Annotated in this window: 13 protein-coding genes; 7 read left to right on the forward strand and 6 right to left on the reverse strand. The window is 73.2% G+C overall.

Translation table 11 applies throughout. The features are described 5' to 3' along the window. Positions 1 to 17: 17 nt before the first annotated feature. The 4 genes from AB0I11_RS27770 to AB0I11_RS27785 all read left to right on the forward strand — a co-directional run bounded on the left by AB0I11_RS27770 (position 18) and on the right by AB0I11_RS27785 (position 5,194). Positions 18 to 818, forward strand: a complete 801-nt coding sequence (locus AB0I11_RS27770; protein ID WP_357326767.1) for a PP2C family serine/threonine-protein phosphatase — start codon at positions 18 to 20, stop codon at positions 816 to 818. A gap of 153 nt (positions 819 to 971) precedes the next feature. Continuing rightward, complete coding sequence (locus tag AB0I11_RS27775; protein ID WP_357326770.1) at positions 972 to 1,802, forward strand: universal stress protein; 831 nt, start codon at positions 972 to 974, stop codon at positions 1,800 to 1,802. A 126-nt stretch (positions 1,803 to 1,928) separates the two neighbouring features. Next, positions 1,929 to 4,331, forward strand: coding sequence for a phosphoketolase family protein (locus tag AB0I11_RS27780; protein ID WP_357326773.1), 2,403 nt, complete (start codon positions 1,929 to 1,931; stop codon positions 4,329 to 4,331). Beyond that, positions 4,328 to 5,194, forward strand: coding sequence for a universal stress protein (locus AB0I11_RS27785; protein ID WP_357326776.1), 867 nt, complete (start codon positions 4,328 to 4,330; stop codon positions 5,192 to 5,194). Before AB0I11_RS27780 ends, AB0I11_RS27785 begins: the two co-directional genes overlap by 4 nt. A gap of 26 nt (positions 5,195 to 5,220) precedes the next feature. Here the strand turns inward: AB0I11_RS27785 and AB0I11_RS27790 are convergent, their stop codons facing one another. After that, entirely contained in the window at positions 5,221 to 7,605 is a 2,385-nt protein-coding gene (locus AB0I11_RS27790) for a heavy metal translocating P-type ATPase (protein WP_357326778.1), read from the reverse strand. Positions 7,606 to 7,792: 187 nt separating this feature from the next. Between AB0I11_RS27790 and AB0I11_RS27795 the strand changes: the two genes are divergently transcribed. Both AB0I11_RS27795 and AB0I11_RS27800 read left to right on the forward strand, forming a co-directional pair. Beyond that, entirely contained in the window at positions 7,793 to 8,803 is a 1,011-nt protein-coding gene (locus AB0I11_RS27795) for a nitroreductase (RefSeq protein ID WP_357326781.1), read from the forward strand. 93 nt (positions 8,804 to 8,896) lie between these two features. Beyond that, positions 8,897 to 10,567, forward strand: a complete 1,671-nt coding sequence (locus AB0I11_RS27800; RefSeq protein ID WP_357326842.1) for a GAF domain-containing sensor histidine kinase — start codon at positions 8,897 to 8,899, stop codon at positions 10,565 to 10,567. 13 nt (positions 10,568 to 10,580) lie between these two features. On the opposite strand, the gene AB0I11_RS27805 is transcribed toward AB0I11_RS27800, so the two are convergent. Next, entirely contained in the window at positions 10,581 to 11,219 is a 639-nt protein-coding gene (locus tag AB0I11_RS27805) for a response regulator transcription factor (RefSeq protein WP_046565573.1), read from the reverse strand. Between the two features lie 185 nt (positions 11,220 to 11,404). Here AB0I11_RS27805 and AB0I11_RS27810 point away from each other — a divergent pair, with 185 nt between their 5' ends. Then, positions 11,405 to 12,394, forward strand: a complete 990-nt coding sequence (locus AB0I11_RS27810; RefSeq protein WP_357326784.1) for a nitroreductase — start codon at positions 11,405 to 11,407, stop codon at positions 12,392 to 12,394. 120 nt (positions 12,395 to 12,514) lie between these two features. Here AB0I11_RS27810 and AB0I11_RS27815 read toward each other — a convergent pair whose 3' ends face one another. The 4 genes from AB0I11_RS27815 to AB0I11_RS27830 all read right to left on the reverse strand — a co-directional run bounded on the left by AB0I11_RS27815 (position 12,515) and on the right by AB0I11_RS27830 (position 21,930). Then, positions 12,515 to 12,766, reverse strand: coding sequence for a hypothetical protein (locus AB0I11_RS27815; protein WP_357326787.1), 252 nt, complete (start codon positions 12,764 to 12,766; stop codon positions 12,515 to 12,517). 11 nt (positions 12,767 to 12,777) lie between these two features. Then, on the reverse strand, positions 12,778 to 19,725 hold the full coding sequence (locus AB0I11_RS27820) for a polymorphic toxin-type HINT domain-containing protein (RefSeq protein WP_357326790.1): 6,948 nt from the start codon (positions 19,723 to 19,725) through the stop codon (positions 12,778 to 12,780). Between the two features lie 214 nt (positions 19,726 to 19,939). After that, on the reverse strand, positions 19,940 to 20,713 hold the full coding sequence (locus AB0I11_RS27825; protein WP_357326835.1) for a DNRLRE domain-containing protein: 774 nt from the start codon (positions 20,711 to 20,713) through the stop codon (positions 19,940 to 19,942). Positions 20,714 to 20,928: 215 nt separating this feature from the next. Continuing rightward, positions 20,929 to 21,930, reverse strand: coding sequence for an NAD-dependent epimerase/dehydratase family protein (locus AB0I11_RS27830; RefSeq protein ID WP_357326838.1), 1,002 nt, complete (start codon positions 21,928 to 21,930; stop codon positions 20,929 to 20,931). Between the last annotated feature and the right edge of the window lie 223 nt (positions 21,931 to 22,153).

Raw genomic sequence — 22,153 nt, forward strand, 5'->3', positions numbered from 1 at the left:
GGTGTTACCGTCCGCTGGTGTTCCGCCGCCGTGACCTGGACCGACCCGTCGAAGCCGCGCATCGGCTGAGCGCCGGGCGGCTCACCCTGGAAGTCGCCGGCGGCAGCGTCATCGGCAACCGCTACCCGGAGAACTTCGACGTGCTGCACCTCGACCCCGAGCTGCCGCTGGTCGCGGTCGCCGACGGGATGGGCGACGGCGAGGGCAGCCGGGTCGCCGGCCGGACCGCGATCACCACCCTGGTCGAGCGCATCCACGCCGACTGGCCGGACGTCGGGGCGGCGCAGCTGCACGCCGCGACGGCACAGACCCAGCTCCGGGTACGCCAGGCCGGCGCCGCCCTGAGCGGACTGACCGGCTGCACGCTCACCGCCCTGGTCGTCGAACCCGACGGCGGTCAGGGCTGGCTCGTCCAGCTCGGCGACTCGCGGGCGTACCGGCTGCGTGACGGGCTGCTCGAGCTGATCACGGTGGACCACACCATGGCCTGGCTGGGGGTGGTGCACGGCTGGTGGCCGGCCACCTCCCCGGAGGCCGCCCGGGCCCGCTACCAGCTGCTGCGCTACGTCGGCCACCCCGACAAGCCGGAACCGGACGTGCTCGCCGTGCCGCTGCGTACCGGCGACACCTGGCTGCTCTGCACCGACGGGGTCAGCGACCAGCTCGGCTACCACCGGCTGCGCGACCTGCTGGCCGCCCGGCGCGACCCGGCGCGCACCACCACCGCCCTGCTCAGCGCCACCCTCGACGAGGGCGGCGACGACAACGCCACCGCCGTGGTGGTGCGCGTCCACCCCGCCGTGCCCGGCCCCCGCTGACCGCCGTCCGCCGGTACGGCCCGCCCGGCGGGAGACCGCAGCCGGCGCGGCGGCCCGCCCCGAGGCCCGGCCCAGTTCCGCTGACCCGCTCCGGCCGGGCCACCCGTCCGATTACCGTGGGTGAGGAGGGGCACCGTCGGGAGGTGAGGCGGGATGGCCACACCCACCCACGGCGCGGTGGTGGTCGGCGTCGGCCGGTCGGACCAGGATCTCCAGGTGGTCCGGACCGCCGCCACGGAGGCGGCCGCGCACGACCGGGCCGTGCACCTGCTGCACGCCTTCAACTGGGCGGCGGCCCTGGACACGTTCTCCGTCAGCGGCCCCCGGGACGCGGCGGAGGAGCTGCTGGAGCGGGCCGAGCACGTGGTCGCCGAGGTCGCGCCGGCGGTGCCGGTCAGCGGCGAGATCGTCGAGGGCTCCCCGCTCGAGGCGCTGGTCCGGGCCTCCGACTCCGCGTCACTGGTCGCCCTGGGCGACGGCGGGATCGCCGACTGCGTGGGGTGCGTACCCAGCGACGTGCTGGCCGTGCAGGTCGCCGCCCGGGCCGGTTGCCCGGTGCTGGTCGCCCGGGCCGAACCGCCACCGCAGGGGCCGGTGCTGGTCGGCTTCGACGGCTCGGACAGCTCCCCGGCCACCCTCGGCTACGCCTTCGACTGCGCGCGGAGCCGCGGCGCCCGGCTGCTCGCCATCCGGGTCGTCGAGCCGGGCCAGCACGACGGCGGCGACGAACTGCTCGAGGCGGCGGTGGCCCGGTACACCGCCCGGTACCCCACCGTGGCGGTCGAGTGCCACACCATCCGCGGCGATCCCGACGCGGTCCTGATCGAACACTCCCGCTCCGCCCAGGTCGTCGTGGTCGCCGCCCGGGGCGACGAGCCGCTGCGCGGCATGCTGGGCGCGGTGAGCCAGTCCCTGCTCTACCACTCGCCGGCCCCGCTGATCGTCGTCCGTGGACTCGACGTGGCCCCCGCGGAGGGGGCATGACAGCCGCCGGTCCCGGGACCAATGGCCCTGATCCACCCACCGCCCGGGGACCAGGCTGAGGGTGCCCGGGTGAAAATCGACCGTCCGGGTGGCAGATGACCCCGAGTCGCGAGAGGCTAATGCAGCATGGACACCGCTCTCGACCTGCACGGCCCCCTGACCGAAGAGCAGCTGCGGCGGCTTGACGCCTACTGGCGGGCGGCGAACTACCTGACCGTCGGGCAGATCTACCTGCTCGACAACCCGCTGCTCCGCGAGCCGCTCAAGCCCGAGCACATCAAGCCCCGCCTGCTCGGGCACTGGGGCACCAGCCCCGGGCTCAACCTGATCTACGCGCACCTCAACCGGGTCATCGTCGACCGGGACCTCTCCGCCATCTTCGTCACCGGGCCGGGCCACGGCGGCCCCGCCCTGGTCGCCAACACCTGGCTGGAGGGCACGTACAGCGAGCTGTACCACCACATCGCCCGGGACGAGACCGGCATGCAGCGGCTGTTCCGCCAGTTCTCCTTCCCCGGCGGCATCCCCAGCCACGTGGCCCCGGAGGTGCCGGGTTCGATCCACGAGGGCGGCGAGCTGGGGTACGCGCTGAGCCACGCGTACGGGGCCGCGTTCGACAACCCGGACCTCCTGGTGGCCTGCGTGATCGGCGACGGCGAGGCGGAGACCGGACCGCTGGCGGGCAGTTGGCTGTCCAATGTCTTCCTCAACCCGGCCCGCGACGGTGCGGTGCTGCCCATCCTGCACCTCAACGGCTACAAGATCGCCAACCCGACGGTGCTCGACCGCATCCCCGCCGACGACCTGCTGGAGCTGATGCGCGGCTACGGCTACCAGCCGTACGTGGTGGCCGGCGACGACCCGGCCACCGTGCACCAGACGCTCGCCGCGACCCTGGACCGGGCGGTCGAGGAGATCGCCGAGATCCAGCGCCGGGCCCGCTCCGGCGGCGAGGTGACCCGTCCCCGCTGGCCGATGATCATCCTGCGGACGCCGAAGGGCTGGACCGGCCCGAAGGAGGTCGACGGCACGCAGGTCGAGGGGACCTTCCGCGCCCACCAGGTGCCGATCGCCGCGGTACGCGACAACCCGGCGCACCTGGCCGAGCTGGAGCGCTGGTTGCGCAGCTACCGGCCGGAGGAGCTGTTCGACGCCACCGGCGCGCCGGTCGCCGAGCTGACCGCCCTGCCGCCGCGGGGTGACCGGCGGATGAGCGCCAACCCGGTGGCCAACGGCGGGCGGCTGCTGCGCGACCTGGAACTGCCGGACTTCCGCGACTACGCGGTCGACGTGAAGGAGCCGGGCCAGCCGATGGCCGGCGCCACCGGTGCCCTCGGCCCCTGGATCCGCGACGTGATCGTCCGCAACCCGCAGACCTTCCGCCTCTTCGGCCCGGACGAGGTCGCCTCGAACCGGCTCGGCGCCGCCTTCGAGGTGACCGACCGGGCGTTCGTCGGCAGCGAGGTCCCGGGCGACGACCACCTCTCCCCCGACGGCCGGGTGATGGAGGTGCTCTCCGAGCACCTGTGCCAGGGCTGGCTGGAGGGCTACCTGCTGACCGGCCGGCACGGCGTCTTCACCAGCTACGAGGCGTTCATCCACATCGTCGACTCGATGGTCAACCAGCACGCCAAGTGGCTCAAGGTCACCCGGCACATCCCCTGGCGGGAGCCGGTGGCCTCGCTGAACTACCTGCTCTCCAGCCACGTCTGGCGGCAGGACCACAACGGCTTCTCGCACCAGGATCCCGGCTTCATCGACCACGTGGTGAACAAGAAGGCCGAGGTGGTCCGGGTCTACCTGCCGCCGGACGCCAACACGCTGCTCTCCACCATGGATCACTGCCTGCGCAGCCGGCACTACATCAACGTGGTGGTGGCCGGTAAGCAGCCCGCGCCGAACTGGCTCACCATGGAGGAGGCCATCCAGCACACCCGCCGGGGCCTCGGCATCTGGGACTGGGCCAGCAGCGACGACGGCGACGAGCCGGACGTGGTGCTCGCCTGCGCCGGGGACGTGCCGACCCTGGAGACCCTCGCCGCGGCCGACCTGCTGCGCCAGCACCTGCCCGACCTGAAGGTCCGGCTGGTCAACGTGGTCGACCTGATGCGCCTGCAGCCGCCGTCGGAGCACCCGCACGGGCTGCCGGACAGCGAGTTCGACACCATCTTCACCCGCGACCGGCCGGTCATCTTCGCCTACCACGGCTACCCGTGGCTGATCCACCGGCTCACCTACCGCCGCGCCAACCACGACAACCTGCACGTGCGCGGCTACAAGGAGGAGGGCACCACCACCACCCCGTTCGACATGGTGATGCTCAACGACCTGGACCGCTTCCACCTGGTCATCGACGTCATCGACCGGGTGCCCGGGCTGCGTTCCCGCGCCGCCCACCTCCGCCAGGAGATGGTCGACGCCCGGCAGTCCGCCCGCGACTACACCCGCCGGTACGGCGAGGACGACCCGCAGGTCGCCGAGTGGCGCTGGATCCGCGAGAACGACCCCGCGCTGCGGAGCGGGCAGTGAGCAGCGACGAGATCCTGGTCGGCTACGACGGCTCCGCCGACGCCGCGGTCGCCCTCACCTGGGCGCTGGACGAGGCGGGCCGGTCGGGCCGGCCGGTGCGCCTGGCGTACGTCTTCGAGTGGCTGACCGTGGCCGGGTGGATCGGCCCCGGGGTGGCACCCGGGATCTGGCCGGACGAGAACGCGCGGCACGCGGTCGAGGAACTGGTCCGCACGGCGGCGGCGGACGCCGCCGCCAAGCGGCCCGGCCTCACCGTGCACGGCGAGGTGTTCGACGGCCCGCCCGCCCTGGTGTTGCAGGAGCGGTCCGCCGAGGCCGGGATGCTGGTCCTCGGCAGCCGCGGCCACGGCGGCTTCGGCGGTCTCGTCGTCGGCTCCACCGCGGTCGCCGTCTCGGCCCACGCGCACTGCCCGGTGATCGTGGTCCGGGAGGGCACGCCGGCCGCCGCCGGGCCGGTGCTGGTGGGCGTGGACGGCTCCCCGTCGTCGACGCAGGCGCTCGGCTTCGCCGTCGAGCGGGCCGCGCAGCGGGAGGCGCCGCTGCGGGTGCTGCGGGTCTGGGAGCCGCCCGGCGAGCGCTGGGTGCCGCCGGACTTCGACCCGGCGGAGGTCACCGCCACCGAACGGGCCGCCGTGGAGACGGAGCTGACCCAGTGGCGGGAGACCTTCCCCGGCCTCGCGGTGGAGATCCAGGTGACCCCGGGAAACCCGGCCGCGCTGCTGGTCGAGGCGAGCCGGGAGGCGCAACTCGCGGTGGTCGGCACCCGGGGCCGGGGCGGCCTGCGCGGCATGCTGCTCGGCTCGGTCAGCCAGCAGCTCATCCACCACGCCCGGTGCCCGGTCGCGGTCGTCCGCGAACGCTGAGCCGCCGGCCCGGTCGGCGGGGGCGGTCAGCGGGTGTCCGGCTGGCCGTCCCCAGGGCTGAGCGAGAAGAAGTCCTCCTCCTCCTGCGCCAGGTGCAGGCGCAGCACGGCGTCCAGCCCGTACAGGGCGGCGAGCAGGTCGGGGACCTCGTCGCGGCGCAGCCGGTCGTCCGGGTGCTGGGCCAGGTGGCCGCCGATCCGGTCCACCAGCCGGCTGATCTCCACGTGCGCCCGGCTCATCGTCGAGGTGGCCTCCGCGCTGCCCAGCGGGCCGGCCAGGGCCGGGTAGAGCTGCCGGTCCTCGGCCGCCTCGTGCGGCAGCACCTGCTCGACCAGCCGACGGTGCACGTCCCGCAGCGCCGGCACGCACTCCGCCGCCTCCGGATTCGTCGCCACCAGGTCGGCGGTGTCGCGCAACCGGTCCAGCACGTCCCGCACCCCGCCGTGCTCGCCCGCGTACCGGTCGAGGAGAGCGCGGGTCTGCGGCGGGACGTCCCGGCGGCGCAGGCCCCCGCCGAGGGCGCGCAGCGCGTTGAGGATCACCAGCACGTCGATGCCCTCCTGGAGGAACGCGCCGGCGACCGGGGGCAGCTTCCCGGCGGCGGCCACCAGCATGGCCACCACGGCCAGCCCCATCCCGACGGCGGCGCTCTGCACGGCGATCCGGCGGGCGTACCGGGCGATCTCCACGGCGTCGGCGAGCCGGTCCAGCCGGTCCACGGTGAGCACCGCGTCGGCCACGTCAGCGGAGGCGGTCGCGCCGGTGGCGCCCATGGCCACCCCGACGTGCGCGGCGGCCAGCGCCGGGGCGTCGTTGACCCCGTCACCGACCATCACGGTCACCGCCCGGCCGGACTCCGCCCGCACCCGGGCGACCTTCTCCTCTGGCGAGCACTGGGCGATCACGTCGTCCACCCCGACGATCCCGGCCACCTGCTCGGCGGTGCGCCGCCGGTCACCGGTCACCATGATCAGCCGGTCGAGCCCGGCCTCGCGCAGCCGCCGCACGGTGCGCCGGGCGTCCGGCCGGACCGGGTCCTCCAGCAGGATCGCGCCGAGCGGCCCCTGCCCGTCGCTGACCCAGACCGTGGACCGGCCGGCCAGCTCGGCCCGCTCGCGAATCCGGTGCGCCCAGTCCGGCGGCTCGCCGGCCAGCTGGCCGACCCGGACCAGCCGCCCGTCGACCCGGCCGGTGACCCCGCGCCCCGGTTCCTCGGTCACCTCGGTCGGCTCGGTCAGCGCCAGCCCCTGCTCGCGGGCCTGCCGGACCAGCGCGGCGGCCAGCACGTGCGGGGAGAGCTGCTCGACGGAGGCGGCCAGCCGCAGCAGCTCGTCCCGGTCGCCACCCGGGGCGACCACCGTCTCCGCGGCCCGCGGGCGGCCCGCGGTGAGCGTGCCGGTCTTGTCCAGCAGCAGGGTCCGGGCGCGGCCGAGCAGCTCCAGCGAGCCGCCGTCGCGGACCAGCACGCCCCGGCGGGCCACCCGGGACAGCCCGGACACGATGGCGATCGGGGTGGCCAGCAGCAGCGGGCACGGGGTGGCCACCACGAGCACCGCCACCGCCCGGGCGAACTCGCCGGAGAGCAGCCAGGCCAGCCCGGCCAGCAGCAGGGTGAACGGCACGAACGCGGCGGCGTACCGGTCGGCGAGGCGGACCATCGGGGCCTTGCGGGCGGTGGCCTCCTCGGCCAGCCGGACGATCCCGGCGTACGTGCTCTCCGCGGCGCTCCTCCCGGCGCGCAGCCCGAAGCCGGCGCCCGCGTTGACCACCCCGCTGGCCACCTGCTCGCCGGCGGCCCGGCTGACCAGCTGCGACTCGCCGGTCACCACGGACTCGTCCAGCGTGGCGGCGGCCTCGACGGTCCCGTCCACCGGCACCACGTCGCCCGGGCCGACCACCAGCCGGTCGCCCACCGCGACCCGGTCCAGCGGCACCACCTCGATCCGGCCGTCGGGGGTCCGCCGGCGGGCCTGCCTGGGGGCGCGTTCCAGCAGTGCCCGCAGGTCCCGGGTGGCCCGCCGTTGCGCGTAGCCCTCCAGCCCCTGCCCGGTCGCCACCATCACCGCGATCACCGCGCCGGCGAGGTACTCCCGGACCAGGAGCGCGCCGACCAGCGCCAGCACGGCGATCACGTCCACCCCGAACTGGCGCCGCCAGAGCTGGCGCAGCGTGGTCCAGACCGCCGGCACCAGGGCGACCAGGGTCACCGCCGCCCAGACCAGCTGGGCCGCCCCGCGCGCCCCGGCGAACCAGAGCGCGGCGCCCGCCAGCACGGCGAGGGTCAGCAGGACCAGCGGCAGCCATTCGAGCGCACCCGGCCGGCCGTCGGACCCGCCGCGCCGAAACAGCCGCCGCACCCGGCGCTGCCGCACCGGGTGTTCGGGCACGCACTCCCGCGGTTCCGCTCCCACGTGGGAATCGTCTCAGCGGCGGCGTGCGGCGGGTAGGTCGAACCCGGGTAATTCCGGGAACCGAGGGGCCCGGACGCACGGGCGGCGGAGCGTGCGAGCCGCCCGGCGATACCCGAGGATGGAGCGGCAAGCCGCCCGGTCGGCCCCGGCGTGGGGCACGATGGGGAAAACAGGAAAGGTCGTGACGATGAGCCACGAGAAGCCGGCCGGGGACCGCCCGCTGACCACCGCGCTCGCGGAAGCCGCCGGGATGGCCGGCCACGCCCCCTCGGTGCACAACACCCAGCCGTGGCACTGGACGGTGCTGCCCGACGCGCTGGAGCTGCGGCTGGTCCGGGAGCGCCACCTCAGCGTCCTGGACCCGGAGGGTCGGCTGCTCTTCGTGAGCTGCGGCGCCGCGCTGCACCACGCCCGGGTGGCGCTGGCCGCCGAGGGCTGGACGCCGGTGGTGGAGCGGCTGCCCGACCCCGCCCAGCCGGACCTGCTGGCCCGGCTGACCGGCCTGAAGCACACCGGGGCCGACCCGGAGGCCATGCGGCTGGTGCAGTGCATCCGGGTGCGGCACACCGACCGGCGGCCGGTCAGCGACGAGCCGATCTCCGACGCCGCCCTGAACGAGATCGACCGGGCGGCCACCGCGGAGGGAGTGAACCTCCAGATCCTCGACGACAGCCAGAAGATCGAGCTCGCCGGCGCCGCGCAGCAGGCGGCCGCGGTCGAGGCCGACAGTCCTGAGCTGCGCGAGGAGCTGGCGTACTGGATCAACCAGGGCGGCGCCGGCACCGGCCTGCCCCCGGAGGTGCTGCCGGCGGAGGCGCCGCAGACCACCGTTCCGACACGCGACTTCGGCCACCCCGGCAGCCTGCCGGTCGGTCCCGGACACGACCGGGTCGCCGTGTACGGGATCCTCTGGGGCACCGAGGACGAACCGGACAGCTGGCTGCGCGCCGGCGAAGGGCTCTCCGCGGCCTGGCTCGCCGCCACCCGGCTCGGCGCCTCGCTGGTCCCGCTCAGCGGCGTGGTGGAGGTCGACGGCACCCGCCAGACGCTCCGGCGGATGCTGTCCGGGCTGGGCTTCCCGTACATCTCCATGCGGCTCGGCCTCGCCGACCCGACGCACGCGGGCCCCGCGCACACCCCGCGGCTGGACGTGGCGCAGACCGTCGACACCTCGGCGGTGCGCGGCCAGCTCGGCTAGCGGGACTCGTCCCGCGCGGACACCGGGCGATACCATCGCCCGGTGTCCGCCACACCCAATCCCCGCCACGAGCCCGCGACCCCGTCCCTGGGCCTGACCCCGCTGTCCCGGGTACGCCTCGACGAGTTGCTCCAGGAGATGCTCGACCGGGTGGGCGAGGTGGTCACCAGCCGTGAGCGGCTGCGTGCCCTGCTCGACGCCGTGGTGGGCATCGGCTCCGACCTCGACCTGCGCAGCACCCTGCAGCGGATCGTGCAGTCGGCGTGCGAGCTGGTCGGCGCGAAGTACGGCGCGCTCGGGGTGATCGGCCCCGACCGGCTGCTGCACGACTTCATCATCCACGGCATCAGCGACGAGTTGCACGCCAAGATCGGCGACCTGCCGCACGGCCGGGGCGTGCTCGGCCTGCTCATCGACGACCCGCACCCGCTGCGCATGCCCGACATCACGCAGCATCCGAAGTCGTACGGGTTCCCGCCCAACCACCCGCCGATGCACAGCTTCCTCGGCGTGCCGGTACGCATCCGCGAGCACGTCTTCGGCAACCTCTACCTGGCCGAGAAGCAGGGCGCGGCCGAGTTCACCGAGGACGACGAGGAGATCGTGGTCGCCCTCGCGGCGGCGGCCGGCGTGGCCATCGAGAACGCCCGCCTCTACGCCCTCGCGCACCGGCGGGAGCGTTGGCTGGCCGCCACCGCCGAGATCACCTCGGTGCTGCTCGGCGAGGTGCGCCGCACCGACGCGCTGACCCTGGTGGCCCGGCGGGCCCGGGAGGTGGCCGAGGCCGAGCTCGCCCTGGTGCTGCTCTACGACGACGACGAGGGCCAGTTCACCGTCGAGGTGGTCGACGGCGCCGACGAGGCCAGCCGGCACCTGGTGGGGGCGGTGCTGCCGGCCAGCGAGACCACCTTCGCCGGCTCGGTCACCGAGCGCCGCCTCGAGCTGCTGGAGAACCTGGCCGCCGCCGCGCCCTGGCCCGCGCCGGTGGTCGCCGGCCCGGCCGTGGTCTCCCCGCTCGCCGCGGCGGACACCCTGCACGGCGTGCTGGTGATCGCCCACCAGCCCGACCGGAACCCGGCCGGCGAGGACGACATGGCGCTGCTGAACAGCTTCGCCGGCCAGGCCGCGCTGGCCATGGAACGGGCCCGCGGCCAGGAGGAACGGGAGCTGCTGGTGGTCCTGGAGGACCGCGAGCGGATCGCCCGCGACCTGCACGACGTGGTGATCCAGCGGCTCTTCGCCACCGGCCTGCAACTGCAGAGCGGGGCGATGAACGCGCGCCCGGAGATCAGCAAGCGGATCAACCAGGCGGTCGACGACCTGGACGCCACCATCCGCGACATCCGGCGCACCATCTTCGAGCTGCGCACGCCGATGAGCGCCGCGCTGCGTACCGAGATCCGGGAGGCGATCGAGGCGGCCGCCGAGCTGCTGGGCTACCGGCCCCAGCTGGAACTCGTCGGCCCGATCGACAGCGCCGTCCCGGACGCGCTGCGCCCGGACCTCACCGCCGTGCTCCGCGAGGCGCTCTCCAACGCCGTACGCCACGCCCAGGCCGGCCGGGTCGCGGTCCGGGTGGAGGTCGACGCCGGCTGGGTGACGGTGACCGTCACCGACGACGGGGTGGGTTGTGACCCGGAGGCGGCCCGCAGCGGCCTGGTGAACCTGCGCGAGCGGGCCGACCGGCTCGGCGGCGACTTCCGGCTCGGCCGGGTCGAACCGCACGGCACCGAGGTGCGCTGGAGCGTGCCGCTGCGGGACTGACCCGGCCGGGGCCTCAGTGGCTCTTGCCGAGCAGCCGGGTGGCCAGCACCGCCGCCTGGGTCCGCCGCTCCAGGCCCAGCTTCGCCAGCACGCTGGAGACGTAGTTCTTCACCGTCTTCTCGGCCAGGAACATCTTGCCGGCGATCTCCCGGTTGGTCAGGCCCTCCGCCACGTACTCCAGGATCCGCCGCTCCTGCTCGGTGAGGCTCTTCAGCTCGCGCGGCTGCTCGACGCCGCTGCGGATGCGCTCCAGCACCCGGGTGGTGATCGCCGGGTCGAGCAGCGACTGGCCGGCCGCCACCCGGCGGACCGCGTCCACCAGGTCGGTGCCGCGGATCTGCTTGAGCACGTAGCCGGCCGCGCCCGCCATGATCGCGGCGAAGAGCGCCTCGTCGTCCTCGTACGAGGTGAGGATCAGACCCTTGATCGAGGAATCCACGGCGCGGATGTCGCGGCACACGTCGATGCCGTTGCCGTCGGGCAGCCGCGCGTCCAGGATCGCCACGTCGGGCCGGAGCGCCGGAATCCGGCGGGCCGCCTCCTGGGCGGAGCCGGACTCGCCGACCACCTCGATGTCGCCGCTGCTGGTGAGCAGGTCGGCAAGGCCACGACGGACGACCTCATGGTCGTCGAGCAGGAACACCCGGATCATCCGTCCTTTCTACCCGCTGGTCAGCGGTCGTGCACGGGCCGAAGGTCCCGATCGCGACGCGCCCGGCGACGGGCACGCCGGCCCGCTGACCAGGGACCTCCGGCCCTGCGCGCGGCGCACCCGGCTGACGCACCGTTGGGGTGGACCGACCGGGGACAGCACGGTCCGCGCGGAAGGAGCCCACCATGACCACCGGTTACAGCGCCGAGCAACTGACGGCGGCCGTACACGACGCGGTACGTGCGCCGTCCCTGCACAACACCCAACCGTGGCGGTTCCGGCTGCGCGACGGCGGGATCGAGGTCCGCGTCGACCCGCAGCGCCGGCTGCCCGCCACCGACCCCAGCGGCTGGGGCGCCCGGATCGCCTGCGGGGCGGCGCTGTTCAACCTGCGGCTGTCGCTCGCCGTCGCGGGCACCCCGGCCACCGTCCGGCTGCGCCCGTACCCCGCCGACCCCGACGTGGTGGCCCGGCTCGTCCCGGACGTCCCGCGCCGCCCCACCCCGGCCGAGCAGAGCCTGTACGCGGCCATCGACCGCCGGTTCAGCAACCGCGCCCCGTTCTGGCCCGACCCGGTGCCCGCCGACGCCCGCTGGCGGCTCGGCGAGGCGGCCCGGGCCGAGCAGTGCTGGCTGGAGCTGCTGATCGGCACCACCGCGGTCAACGCGCTCGGCGAGATCGCCCGCAGCGCGCACCGCGTCCTGGAACGCGACCCGGCGTACGTGACCGAGCGGTCCACCTGGATCCGCTCCGAGCCCTCCCCCGACGGGGTGCCGGCGGCGGCCGGCGGCCCGCAGAGCGAACCGCAGGACCTGCTGCCGCAACGCGGGTACGGCGGGCGGAACCGGCCGCCCGGGCGCGACTTCGAGCCGGAGCCGCTGGTGGCGGTGCTCGGCTCGGCCGGGAACACGGCCACCGACCAGGTCGTCGCGGGGCAGGCGTTGCAGCGGGTGCTGCTCACCGCCACCGACGCGGGACTGGCTGCGTCGATGATCTCCCAGCCGATCGAGGTGCCGGGCGCCCGGGAGGCGCTGCGGCTGTCCCTGGGCCGGTTCGGCACGCCGCAGATGGTCATGCGGATCGGGTACGGCCAGCCGGGGGTGGCCACCCCGCGCCGATCGGTGGACGAGGTGGTCGACCTGCCGGTGGCCACGCCCTCGACCGCGGGCCGGTGACGCGGGCAGCGGACCAGATCGGTGCGCACCGGCGGCGGGGCACGGCGGGCGGTGGCGCTGCCGGCACCGCCGGAGCCCCACCGCCCGCTGTCACCGCGACGACCTCAGCTGGTCACGGGATCACGCACCCATGGTGGTGTCGGACCCGTACGCCGCCTGGTAGGGCATGTTGCGATCGCCCTCGCTGCCGGTGCCACGGATCGTCCCCCGGTCGCGCTTGTCCTTCGCGCCGGCCAGTTGCTTGATGGCCAGCCGGCCCTCGGCCGCCGCGTCTCGTCGCCGGGCGGCAGCCCTGCGGACCAGGATCAGCGCAACCACCGCGAGCAGGACGGCCGAGCCGACGCCCGCCAACAGCCAGATCAGGCCATTCACCGTTTCGCCTCCTAGTCCGCCAGCCGTTCCGCGGCGTCACGTGCCGCCTTTCGAGTCTTCCACTTGGCCATTCCTCCCGCGACCACCACGACTGCCCCGAGCACCGGGTCACCCTGGCCGGTTTTCGACGAGTCGACCACGTTCTTGACGCCATTCGCGACGGAATCGCGTACCTGGCGCTGGTGGTCCACCTCGGTGGTGTGCGCGACCCGCCGGTTGATCGCCTCCTCCGCGGTTCCGTCGGTGCCGGGGAACTCGCAGGTGCACCGGGCGCCCGGCTGACCGGGAATCGCCGTCGGGCCGTGCACCGGGCAGGCGGCGTTGACGTTGTGTACCAGCAGCGGGAACGTGTCCGCCAGCACGTAGTACGCGTGAACGACGTCGACGGTCAGGTCATGCATGACCTTGAGGCCGAGGTACGAGTGAACGGCCTTGACGACCACCCGCGAACCGTCCAGCGTCCGCAGCCGCTCCCCCTTGTGGAGGTCGGCGGCATCCACCCACTGGTTCCGGTCGTCGTTCCAGAACGGGTGGTGCTGGGTGGTCTTCAGAACCGTCTCGCTGCCGTTCTCCGCGACAACGGTCAGATCGGTCAGGTCCGAGTCGTCATTGGTGTGCGTGTCGGTGACCGGTCGGGACTCGGTCTTGCCTGTCTCGGGATCGGTGGCGACGACCTCGTCGCCTTCCCGCACCTTCTCGATCGGCTTCTGGCTGCCGTCGGCCATGACCACTCTGGTGCCGGGCGCGAAGCTGTGGCAGCTCTTCGCGGCGCCCCCGATGAAGTTGTTGGCCTGGCGGATCACGTCGTCCGCCCACTTGACGTCGTCGGCCCACTTCATCAGCGCGCGTCCGGTGCGGGCGAGCGTGCTGGCGATCGGCTTGATCTTCTTGGCCATCTGGAGCGCCTTGCCCCACGGCAACATGCCGACGAGGGTCCAGGCGCAGGCCATCAGGTCGCCGTGGATGCAGTCGAGGATGTCGTTGATGCCGAAGAGGTCGAGGAGAAGCTGCCCGCCGGCCTTGATGATGATCGAGATGGCGTTCTGCTTCTTGACCTCCTGGGCGCGCTTGATGTCCTCGTCGCTCGGGCCGGTCTTGCCGCCCTTGCCACCGCCCTTGCCACCGCCACCGCCGCCGCCGTTGCCGCCGCCCGCTTCGTGGGCGGCCCGGGCCTGCGCCCAGTCGTCGTCGCCGCACTTGCCGCCACAACCGTCGTTGTCGCCCTTGACCTCGACGTAGTTGCCGTACATGTCCTCGTAGTCCGCCCCCGGCCCGCAGGCGTCGTCGGAGCAGGCCCGGAGGCCACTGGGATCGGCGAAGGTGACCGGGCTGTTGTTGCTGTAGGCGTAGGCGTTCCATTGCTGCGGATCGGCGAGGTCCTGGACCGGGTCCACCGAGATGAACCGGCCCAGGCCGGAGTCGTACTCACGCGCCCCGATGTGGGTCAGGCCGGTGGGGTCCTTGTCACCGCCGACGAAGCCCTTCTGGTTGCTCCACTGCGGCTGGCTGCCGCGGGGATCGCCGTACGGGGTCTGCCGCCGGACGCTCACCTGCTGGCTGTTCGCGTCCACCCCGATCTGCTGGGTGCCCTGGTGGTCGGAGTAGAGCCAGGTCAGCGCGCTCGGGTTCCGGGTGGCGACGGTCTCGCCGGCGAAGCTGTAGTAGCGGGTGCCGGTGACCACCGAGTTCTTGTCGGCGCGGATCTCCTGGCCGGGCAGGTAGAGGGTGGTTCCGGTGGCGTCCCGCCGGATCAGCCGGGTGCCGCCGGTGTCGTAGATGTTGGTCTCGACGTTCTGGCCGCCGGCCGTCACCGTCGACAGCCGGCCCTCGCTGTTCCAGGTGAGGGTCTGCGAGTTGGCGCCGGTGCCGCAGTCGTTGGCGGCGGCGCCGGTCGGCCGGCAGGTCGTGTTGCCGGCGTTGTCGTAGGCGTACTTGGTGGTGACCGCCGACTGTCCCGGGGCCTGGCTGGTGACGGCGGTGACGGCGTGCGGGCGCACCACGTTCTGGCCGCTGGTCGGCGTCGCGTAGCTGCGCACCGTGTCGCCGAGGGTGGTGTGCGCCGTCTCGGTCTTGCGGTTGCCGACGTCGTCGATGGTCCAGTCGTGCCAGTAGGGTGCCGGGCCGCCCAAGTTGGCCACCGACGGCGCGGTGGCGCAGTCCACGCCCGCCTTCGGCGTCCACGCCCGGGTCAACCGGCGCAGGTCGTCGTAGCCGAAGCACTGGGTGTCGGCCGAGCCGACCTGCGGCGTGTCCTTGATCCACTTGACGTTGCCGATGTCGAAGTACTCGTACGCGGTGTCCTGCACCGTGCCGGCCGCCGTCTCCGGCCGCACCTTGTACTGCTTGACCCGGCGCGTGGTGAGGTCGTAGTACGTGGAGTCCTCGACGTACATCCCACCGTTGGTCTTCCGGGTGGTGATCGTCGGCTCGCCGTACTCGGTGTACCGCTGGCCGGTGACGTACGCCCCGACGTTGATCAGGTTGGTGCCGAGTGCGGTGGGCAGGCCGGTGGTGCCGTCGTACTCGGTGGTGACGGTCTCGGTGGTGAGGCCGCCGCCGGCCGGGTAGGTGACGCTGCTCGGATCACCGGTGTAGGGCGAGTAGCCGAAGCCGTAGTCCCACGTACCGGCGAGCTTGCTGCCCTCCACCGTCGGGATGACGTACTGCGTGCCGGTCGGCTGGTATCGGGTGTTGAAGCCGGTGACCCGGTAGGTGTACCCGTACCTGGTGCCGCCGGTGGCCTCGTAGCGGGTGCTCTGGGTGAGCTGCCCCCGCACCGTCTGGCCGGTGTAGAGCTTGTCGTACTTCCACTCCGCCCGCTTGTTCGCGTCGGAGACGGAACCCTCGTAGAGGGCGGTCCGGCGCCCGATCGAGTCGTACTGGTTGACCAGCACCTTGCCGTTGGCGTCGGTGGATTTGGTCGGCTCGTCGTAGTCGTTGTAATCGGTGGTGGTCTTGCCCTTGTCCGGGTCCTTGGCCGTGATCTGGCGGCCCTTGACGTCGTAGGTGTTGACCCACTCGTTGCCGAGCGTGTCGACGACCTTCGCCAGCTGGCCCTTGCGGTTGTAGGTGTACGTGGTGCTCAGGTCGGGCTTGACCTGGGTGGGGTCGACCCGCTGGCGCAGCTCGACGGTGCGCCCCTGGGCGTCGGTCCGGGTGGTGGTGACCGTGCCGCCCTCCGGGGGCGTCACCGTGGTCGAGTCGCCCAGGTACCGGGTGGTGGTGCGCCACTTCTCCACCAGGTTGGTGACGCCGTCGGTGCCGTAGTAGATCTCGTCGGTGGCCCGCGAGGCGTCGTCGTAGACCGTCCTGGTCAGCGCCGGTACGGACCACTCCGGCTCCCACCAGAGCCCGCCCGCCGGCGTACCCGGCTCGAGGTGCGCCTGGTAGGCGGTGACGGCCCGGCCGGCCTTGTCGTACTGGGTGTCCGTGATCACCCGGCCCTCGCCGACGGCGGGAGACTGGGTCTGGCGCGGGCGGAGGAAGGCGTCGTAGATCTGGTAGGTGTCCCGGTAGCCGCCACCGGCGTGCAGCGCGGTGGTCTTCACGTACGGGTAGGCGTCCCGGTTCGCGGCGAACACGTAGCTGTGCCGCACCGACGGGCTGGTCGGGTGATCGTCCTTCGACCAGCCGACCTCCCAGGCGCGGGCGAGCCGGCCCGAGGGGTCGTACTCCATGTCCGCGACCCTGCCGTTGTAGTCGGTGGTCCGGCTCGGCGAACCCCAGTACGGCAGCTGGTTCAGGGTGGTGGTCCAGGGGTTGGTGCCACCGTTCGGATCCGGCGTGCTGGTGGTCACCCGGGTGACCTGACCGGTGGCCGGGAGGTAGCTGGTGGTGACGGTGTTGCCGCGGGCGTCCGTGGTGGTGGCCGGGCGGCCGAACGCGTCGAAGGTCGCCTTGCTGGTGGTCTGCCAGACGGTGCCGCCGGCCGCCGACCAGTCCTTGAGCTGGTCGACCCGGGTCACCGCGCCGTAGCCGGGTGCCGTGTCGACGCTGGTGGCCCCGTCGTAGAACTTCTGCTCGTCGGTCAGGATGTCGTCGGTGGTGCTCGGCGTCACCCCGCACTTCAGCGCGACCGCCGTGGTCCGCTTGACGAGCTGGGTGAGGTTCTTGCCGGTGTTGCGGTTGTACGCGTACGTGTAGCACTTCTCGTCGCCGGTCTTGCTGATGTCGCCGTTGTCCTGCGCCGAGACGGTGGTGCCGTAGGTGTCGTCGAAGGTCGACTCGGTGCTGGTCACCCGCCAGCCCGAAGCCCCGTCGACCCCGAGTGCCGTGCCCGCGTAGCTGACCCGGGTGTTGGTCCACCGCGCGGTCACCGTGTCACCGTTGACGGTGCGGCTGGCCAACGCCGGCGACCGCCACGGCACGTTCACCGTCTTCGACACCGGCTTGGTGTCGTCGCCGTTGTAGACGACCTGCTCGCGCACCATCCCCGCGAACTGGTCCTCGTCGTACACCGTCTCGCTGCCCAGCGACGCCGCCACGGTGACGCTGCGGGTGTCCCCGGCGGTGTTGGAGGCCTTGTCGCCGTGCATGCCGCGCAGGAACGTGGTCCGGGTCAGCGTCTGCGACGGCGCGTCGCCCTTGCGGATCTCGACCTGGGCGTAGCCGCGGAACTGGTTCCAGGTCTTGCGCCGGGGCTTGATCAGCCCGTTGTCGTCGGCGTAGTGCCAGGCCGCAGCGCCGACGTAGGTGTAGAAGGTGTTCTGGACCGGCTGGCCGTGGTCGGTGCCGCCGACGACGACCATCAGGTCGGACTCGGAGACCTGGGTGACCACGTACTTGTGCCACCACTCGGTGATCTCCGGCCCGTCGTAGTCGTACGGGTCCGGGCTGATCACCGGGTAGCAGCGGCGGGTGTTGCCGTAGGTGGTGGCCGGCAGGCTGCTGGCGGTGCAGTCGGGCCGGCTGTACGTCACCTGGATCTTGGCACCGGTCTCGGTGACGATGTTGCCCATCCGCATGCGGTTGTTGGTGGTGTTGTTCTTGGTCAACACCCGGTTCGGCATGGAGACGGGCTCGAAGGTGACGGGCGGCATGGTGTCGGTGCCGCCGACGAGGCCGGCGCGGACGATCGAGGTCAGCCACATCCCGGCGTGGTCGCTGCCGTCACCGACCGCCGGCCAGGTGTGGTTCAACGTCCACGACTCCACCGGCTGCCACGCCGCGGTGGTCTTCGTGGTGTCCCACACCTGCGTGGTGATCTTCGACAGCCGCTTCGTCGACCAGAACGTCGGCGCGTAGTTCTCCCCGCAGTTCGCCGCGGTGGAGGTGCACTCCTGGTCCCACGGCACGTCCTTCCAGTGCGCCGCGTCGTGAGTGGAACAGTCCGCGGCGCACCGGTCCGCGGTGGTGAAGACGACCTGGGCGGTCGGCGAGACGGACCGGTCGACGCTGCCGTCGGCGCGCTTGCGGTCCCAGGTGCCGTAGTCGATCCGCTTCAGCACGCCGCCCCGGTCGTACCGGGCCTTGCTGGTGGAGGTGGCGTTGCGGGCGTAGTAGTTGGTCTCCGGGGTGTACCAGTACGACATGGTGTTGCCCCGGACGTCCACCACGTAGTCCAGGTTCCAGCGCCACGCCTGGTCGCAGAAGGACGAACCGAAGCTGGTGGCGTGGCAGGGCTCGCCGGACTGGTTGCCGGCCACCGGCACCGTCCACGCCGAGTCGGTGACGCTGCTCTGGCCCGGCAGGTTGTGCAGCCCGAAGAAGTACTGGGTGCCGTCGGTCGTGGTGACCTTCCAGTACTCGCCGTTGTCGTCACCGTTGGTCGCGCCGGCCAGCTTCTCGATCTTGGAGCCGTCCTCGCTGCGCCCGTGCCAGCCCTTGCCGTCCTGGTAGACCAGCTCGGTGCCCCGGCCATTCAGGGACATGGTGGCGTTGTCGGACCGCCAGCACTGGTCACCCGTGCGGTTGGTGCTGTTGTTGCCGTCCTTCATGTCGTCCGAGCAGCCGACGTAGCTGCGCTCGATGTAACCCGGCCAGAAGTCGAAGCCCTCGCCGATCCACGACGGCTGGCTGTTCGAGGCGTCCGACTGGCCGTCGACGGCGTCCGAGGAGTAGGCCAGGCCCAGGCTCGGCGCCGGGCCACCGATCGACGGCGGCACGCGCATCGGGTACGACCACGAGAAGCCACCCGTGGAGGTGCCCGCCGACCAGGTGGAGCTGATCGACAGCGGGGTCGCGGCGAAGTCACCTTCCGTGCCGGACGAGCCGGCGGCGAGGGCGACCAGCGTCGAGGCGGCGGCGGTGCCGGCCGCGGGCAGCGGCACCTCGGCGGTGACCGCCCCGCCGTCATTGCGGGACTCCAGCGGCATGGCCGCACAACCGGACCTGCCCGGCGTGCTCAACTCGCACTCCGGCACCTGCCACAGCTTCAGTCGGGAGGACCAGTTGCCGCCGTACGCGTACTTGAAGCTCCGGTAGTCCACCGAGAGCGTGGCCGCGCCCGGGCCCGCCGCCGTCTTCGCGGCCCCGGCCGGCGTGTCCCCGGCGACCCGCAGCAGCAGCCCGTCCCGCCACTGCTGCGGCGCGCCCGCCCGGTCCAGGACCTCGACCGACACGGCCTGGGTGCGGGCACCCGCCGGGCCCGCGCCGCGGCCCACCGACACCGGCAGGTCGCCGGCCTTCACCGCCGGCGCGGCGGCCCGCCGCTGACCCGACACCGCGGCCGGCAGGGCCACCGACGCCTTGCCCGGCTTCGGCCACACCGGCGCCGCCAGCTGCGCGCTGCGCACCTGCTTCGTCGGCCAGGCCCGGCCCTTCGCCGGCGCGCCGTCGGAGTCGACCTTCTCCTGCTGCGCCGCCAGGTGCGGCTTGGGCTTCACCGCCGCCTGAGCGGGCGCGGTCAGCGCCGACGCGACCAGGGCGCCGCTGACGATCGCGGAGATCAGCGTACGGGCCCGGGTCCGGCTGGCCGGCTTTCGTGCGGTTCCGTGGGGGGAGCGAGAAATGGGTGGCACCATGCCTCCACAGGGGTGACCGAAGGGAGCCCTTTCGGGCAGGAGATGGTCTGACACAGCCGTACCGCTCGCCGGCCCGGGTGGGCCGGCGTGGCATCGTGGGTGAGCGCGTACTAGGTGGCGCGACCTGCGGTGAGCGGGCCGGGGTGGCGCTGCCGGGTCGGTCAACCGACCGGCCGGACCATCCCCGCCCCGACCCGCACGTGTGCCGGGATCAGAGGTATTCGACGACCAGCCGGGCGCTGTCCGGGTACCACTTCTTCCACCGGTCCGTGGTGGACTCCCCGGTGCCGTCGGCGGCGCTGCACGCACAGAGCCCGACCGTGACGTTGGCCAGGCCGGCGGCGGCGTAGCTCTGGACGAGACCGGTGACCCCGGTGCCGGCGAAGTTGACGACCATGTCCGGCTGCGGCGAGCCGGAACAGCCGCCGCTCTCGTTCGCGTGCGACTGGGCGGTCGCGCGGAGGCTGGTGAGGGCCGGCGCCCACGGCGTACGCGGCGTGCTCGTGATGGGGCCGGACTGGTACAGGTAGGTCGGGGTGTTGGTGCAGGACCAGGAGTGGTCCAGCTTCAGCTGCACGTACGCCGACTGGATCTGCGCGCCCTGCAGACCGGTCAGGGAAAACTCGAAGTACGACCGGTAGAGCGTGCCGGTGCTCGGGTCCTTGCCGACCCGCGCCGCGCTGGTGTCGCTGTTGGTGCTGTTGTTGTTCGTCGCGTACGCCCAGCGGGACCGGACGATCGACTCGGCGGTGAACCCGCCCGTCGGGTTCGCGAACACCTGGGTCCACTCGGTACGCGCCGAGGCCACCTCGACCCGGTGGCCCGACCGCTTCGCCTGGGCGGCGGCGGAGGCGGCGTCCGGCGCGACCGCCGCGGCGGCCGGAGACGCGGCAGGCGCCGCCGCCAGGACCGGCGACGGCGCCCCCAACAGGCCACCCAGGACCGCGGCCGCGGCACCGGCGGCGGCGATCCGGAAACGATTCAACGAGAGGACAGGCAGCATCGAGCGCCCAGGAACCATCTCAACCCCCGTGATTGAAAGATGTGCACCAGTCGCGCGAACTGTATGGCCTGCGGCGAACGTGTGTCTATATTCATCACGACCCGTGAGGAGGAAACGGACACCAGCCGCGCAAATGGATCACCGAAACACGCGGCGTGACCATTCTCCACATAGGAGAGTACCGGCGGGTGCGCCGGTCAGCTCCCGACCCGGGCGAGCAGGGCCGCCTCCCGCTCCGGCGCCAGGCCGACCGGGGCGCGCGGCGGGCGTCCGGCCCGGGCCGGCACCTGCCCCACCGCGGCCAACCAGCGCCAGGTGTCCGCGACCGTCTCGGTCACCGGCCGGCAGACCAGCCCCGCCGCGTACGCCCGGTCGACGCCACGCTCCTGCAACCAGCGGTACTCGTGGCCCGGCGGGATCCAGATCGGCAGGTCGTTCCACGGCTCCACCCCGGCGGCCAGGATCACCTCTGGGTCGGTCCAGCGCAGCGCCGCGTCCGCGCCGGTGACCGCCACGGCCGCGTCGAGCAGTTCCCCCATCGTGGTGTGCCCGGTCCGGCTGACCACGTTGTACGCCCCGCCGGTGCCCGCGACGCCCCGGTCCAGCACCCAGCCCGCCAGGTCCCGCACGTCGACGTACTGCACCGGCAGGTCCCGCGGGCCGGGGGCCAGCACCTCCCCGCCTCGGGCGATCCGCCGCAACCACCAGGGCAGCCGACCGATGTCCTCCCCCGGGCCCAGGATCAGCCCGGCCCGCACCAGCAACGCCCGGTCGCCGAAGACCTCCACCGCGGCCCGCTCCCCGCCCGCCTTGTTCTGTGCGTAGTCCCCGTCGTCCGCGTCGGCGGCGGCCGGCACCGTGGGCGCCTCCTCCCCCACGCCCGCGGGCACCGGCGGCGCGTACACGGACCCGCTGGAGATGTAGCCGTAGTGGGGAACCGCCCCCGCCAGCGCCCGGGCGGCGTCCCGCACCGCCCGGGGCGCCCCGTCCCAGGTGTCCACCACCAGGTCCCACGCGCCGCCGGCGAGCGCGGCGAGGCCGCCCGGCGCGGTCCGGTCACCGCGCAACCGGTGTACGCCCGCCGGGACGTCCCCGTGCAACCCACGGTTGAACACCGTCACCGACCAGCCGCGGCGTACCGCCTCGCGTACCACGGCCCCGCCGACGAAGCCCGTCCCACCCAGCACCAGCAGTCTCATGCGTACCAGCCTGCGCCCGCCCGGCCCGGCCGATGCGGGATGTTCACGGTGAGCGGATCTGCCGCTGGCAGAACGTCCGGGCCGGCCTGACCCGGCCGCGACCACCTTGGGCGGATTGTCCGGTCCGACGGTGACCCGCGACATCCCCCGGCCGGAATGGCTGGCGGCCGGGGGTCGTTGAACACGGGTGAACGGCCGAGGAAGATCGCCCCACCCCGGGGCC

The organism is Micromonospora sp. NPDC050495 (assembly GCF_040655175.1).
In the GTDB taxonomy this organism is placed as follows: domain Bacteria; phylum Actinomycetota; class Actinomycetes; order Mycobacteriales; family Micromonosporaceae; genus Micromonospora.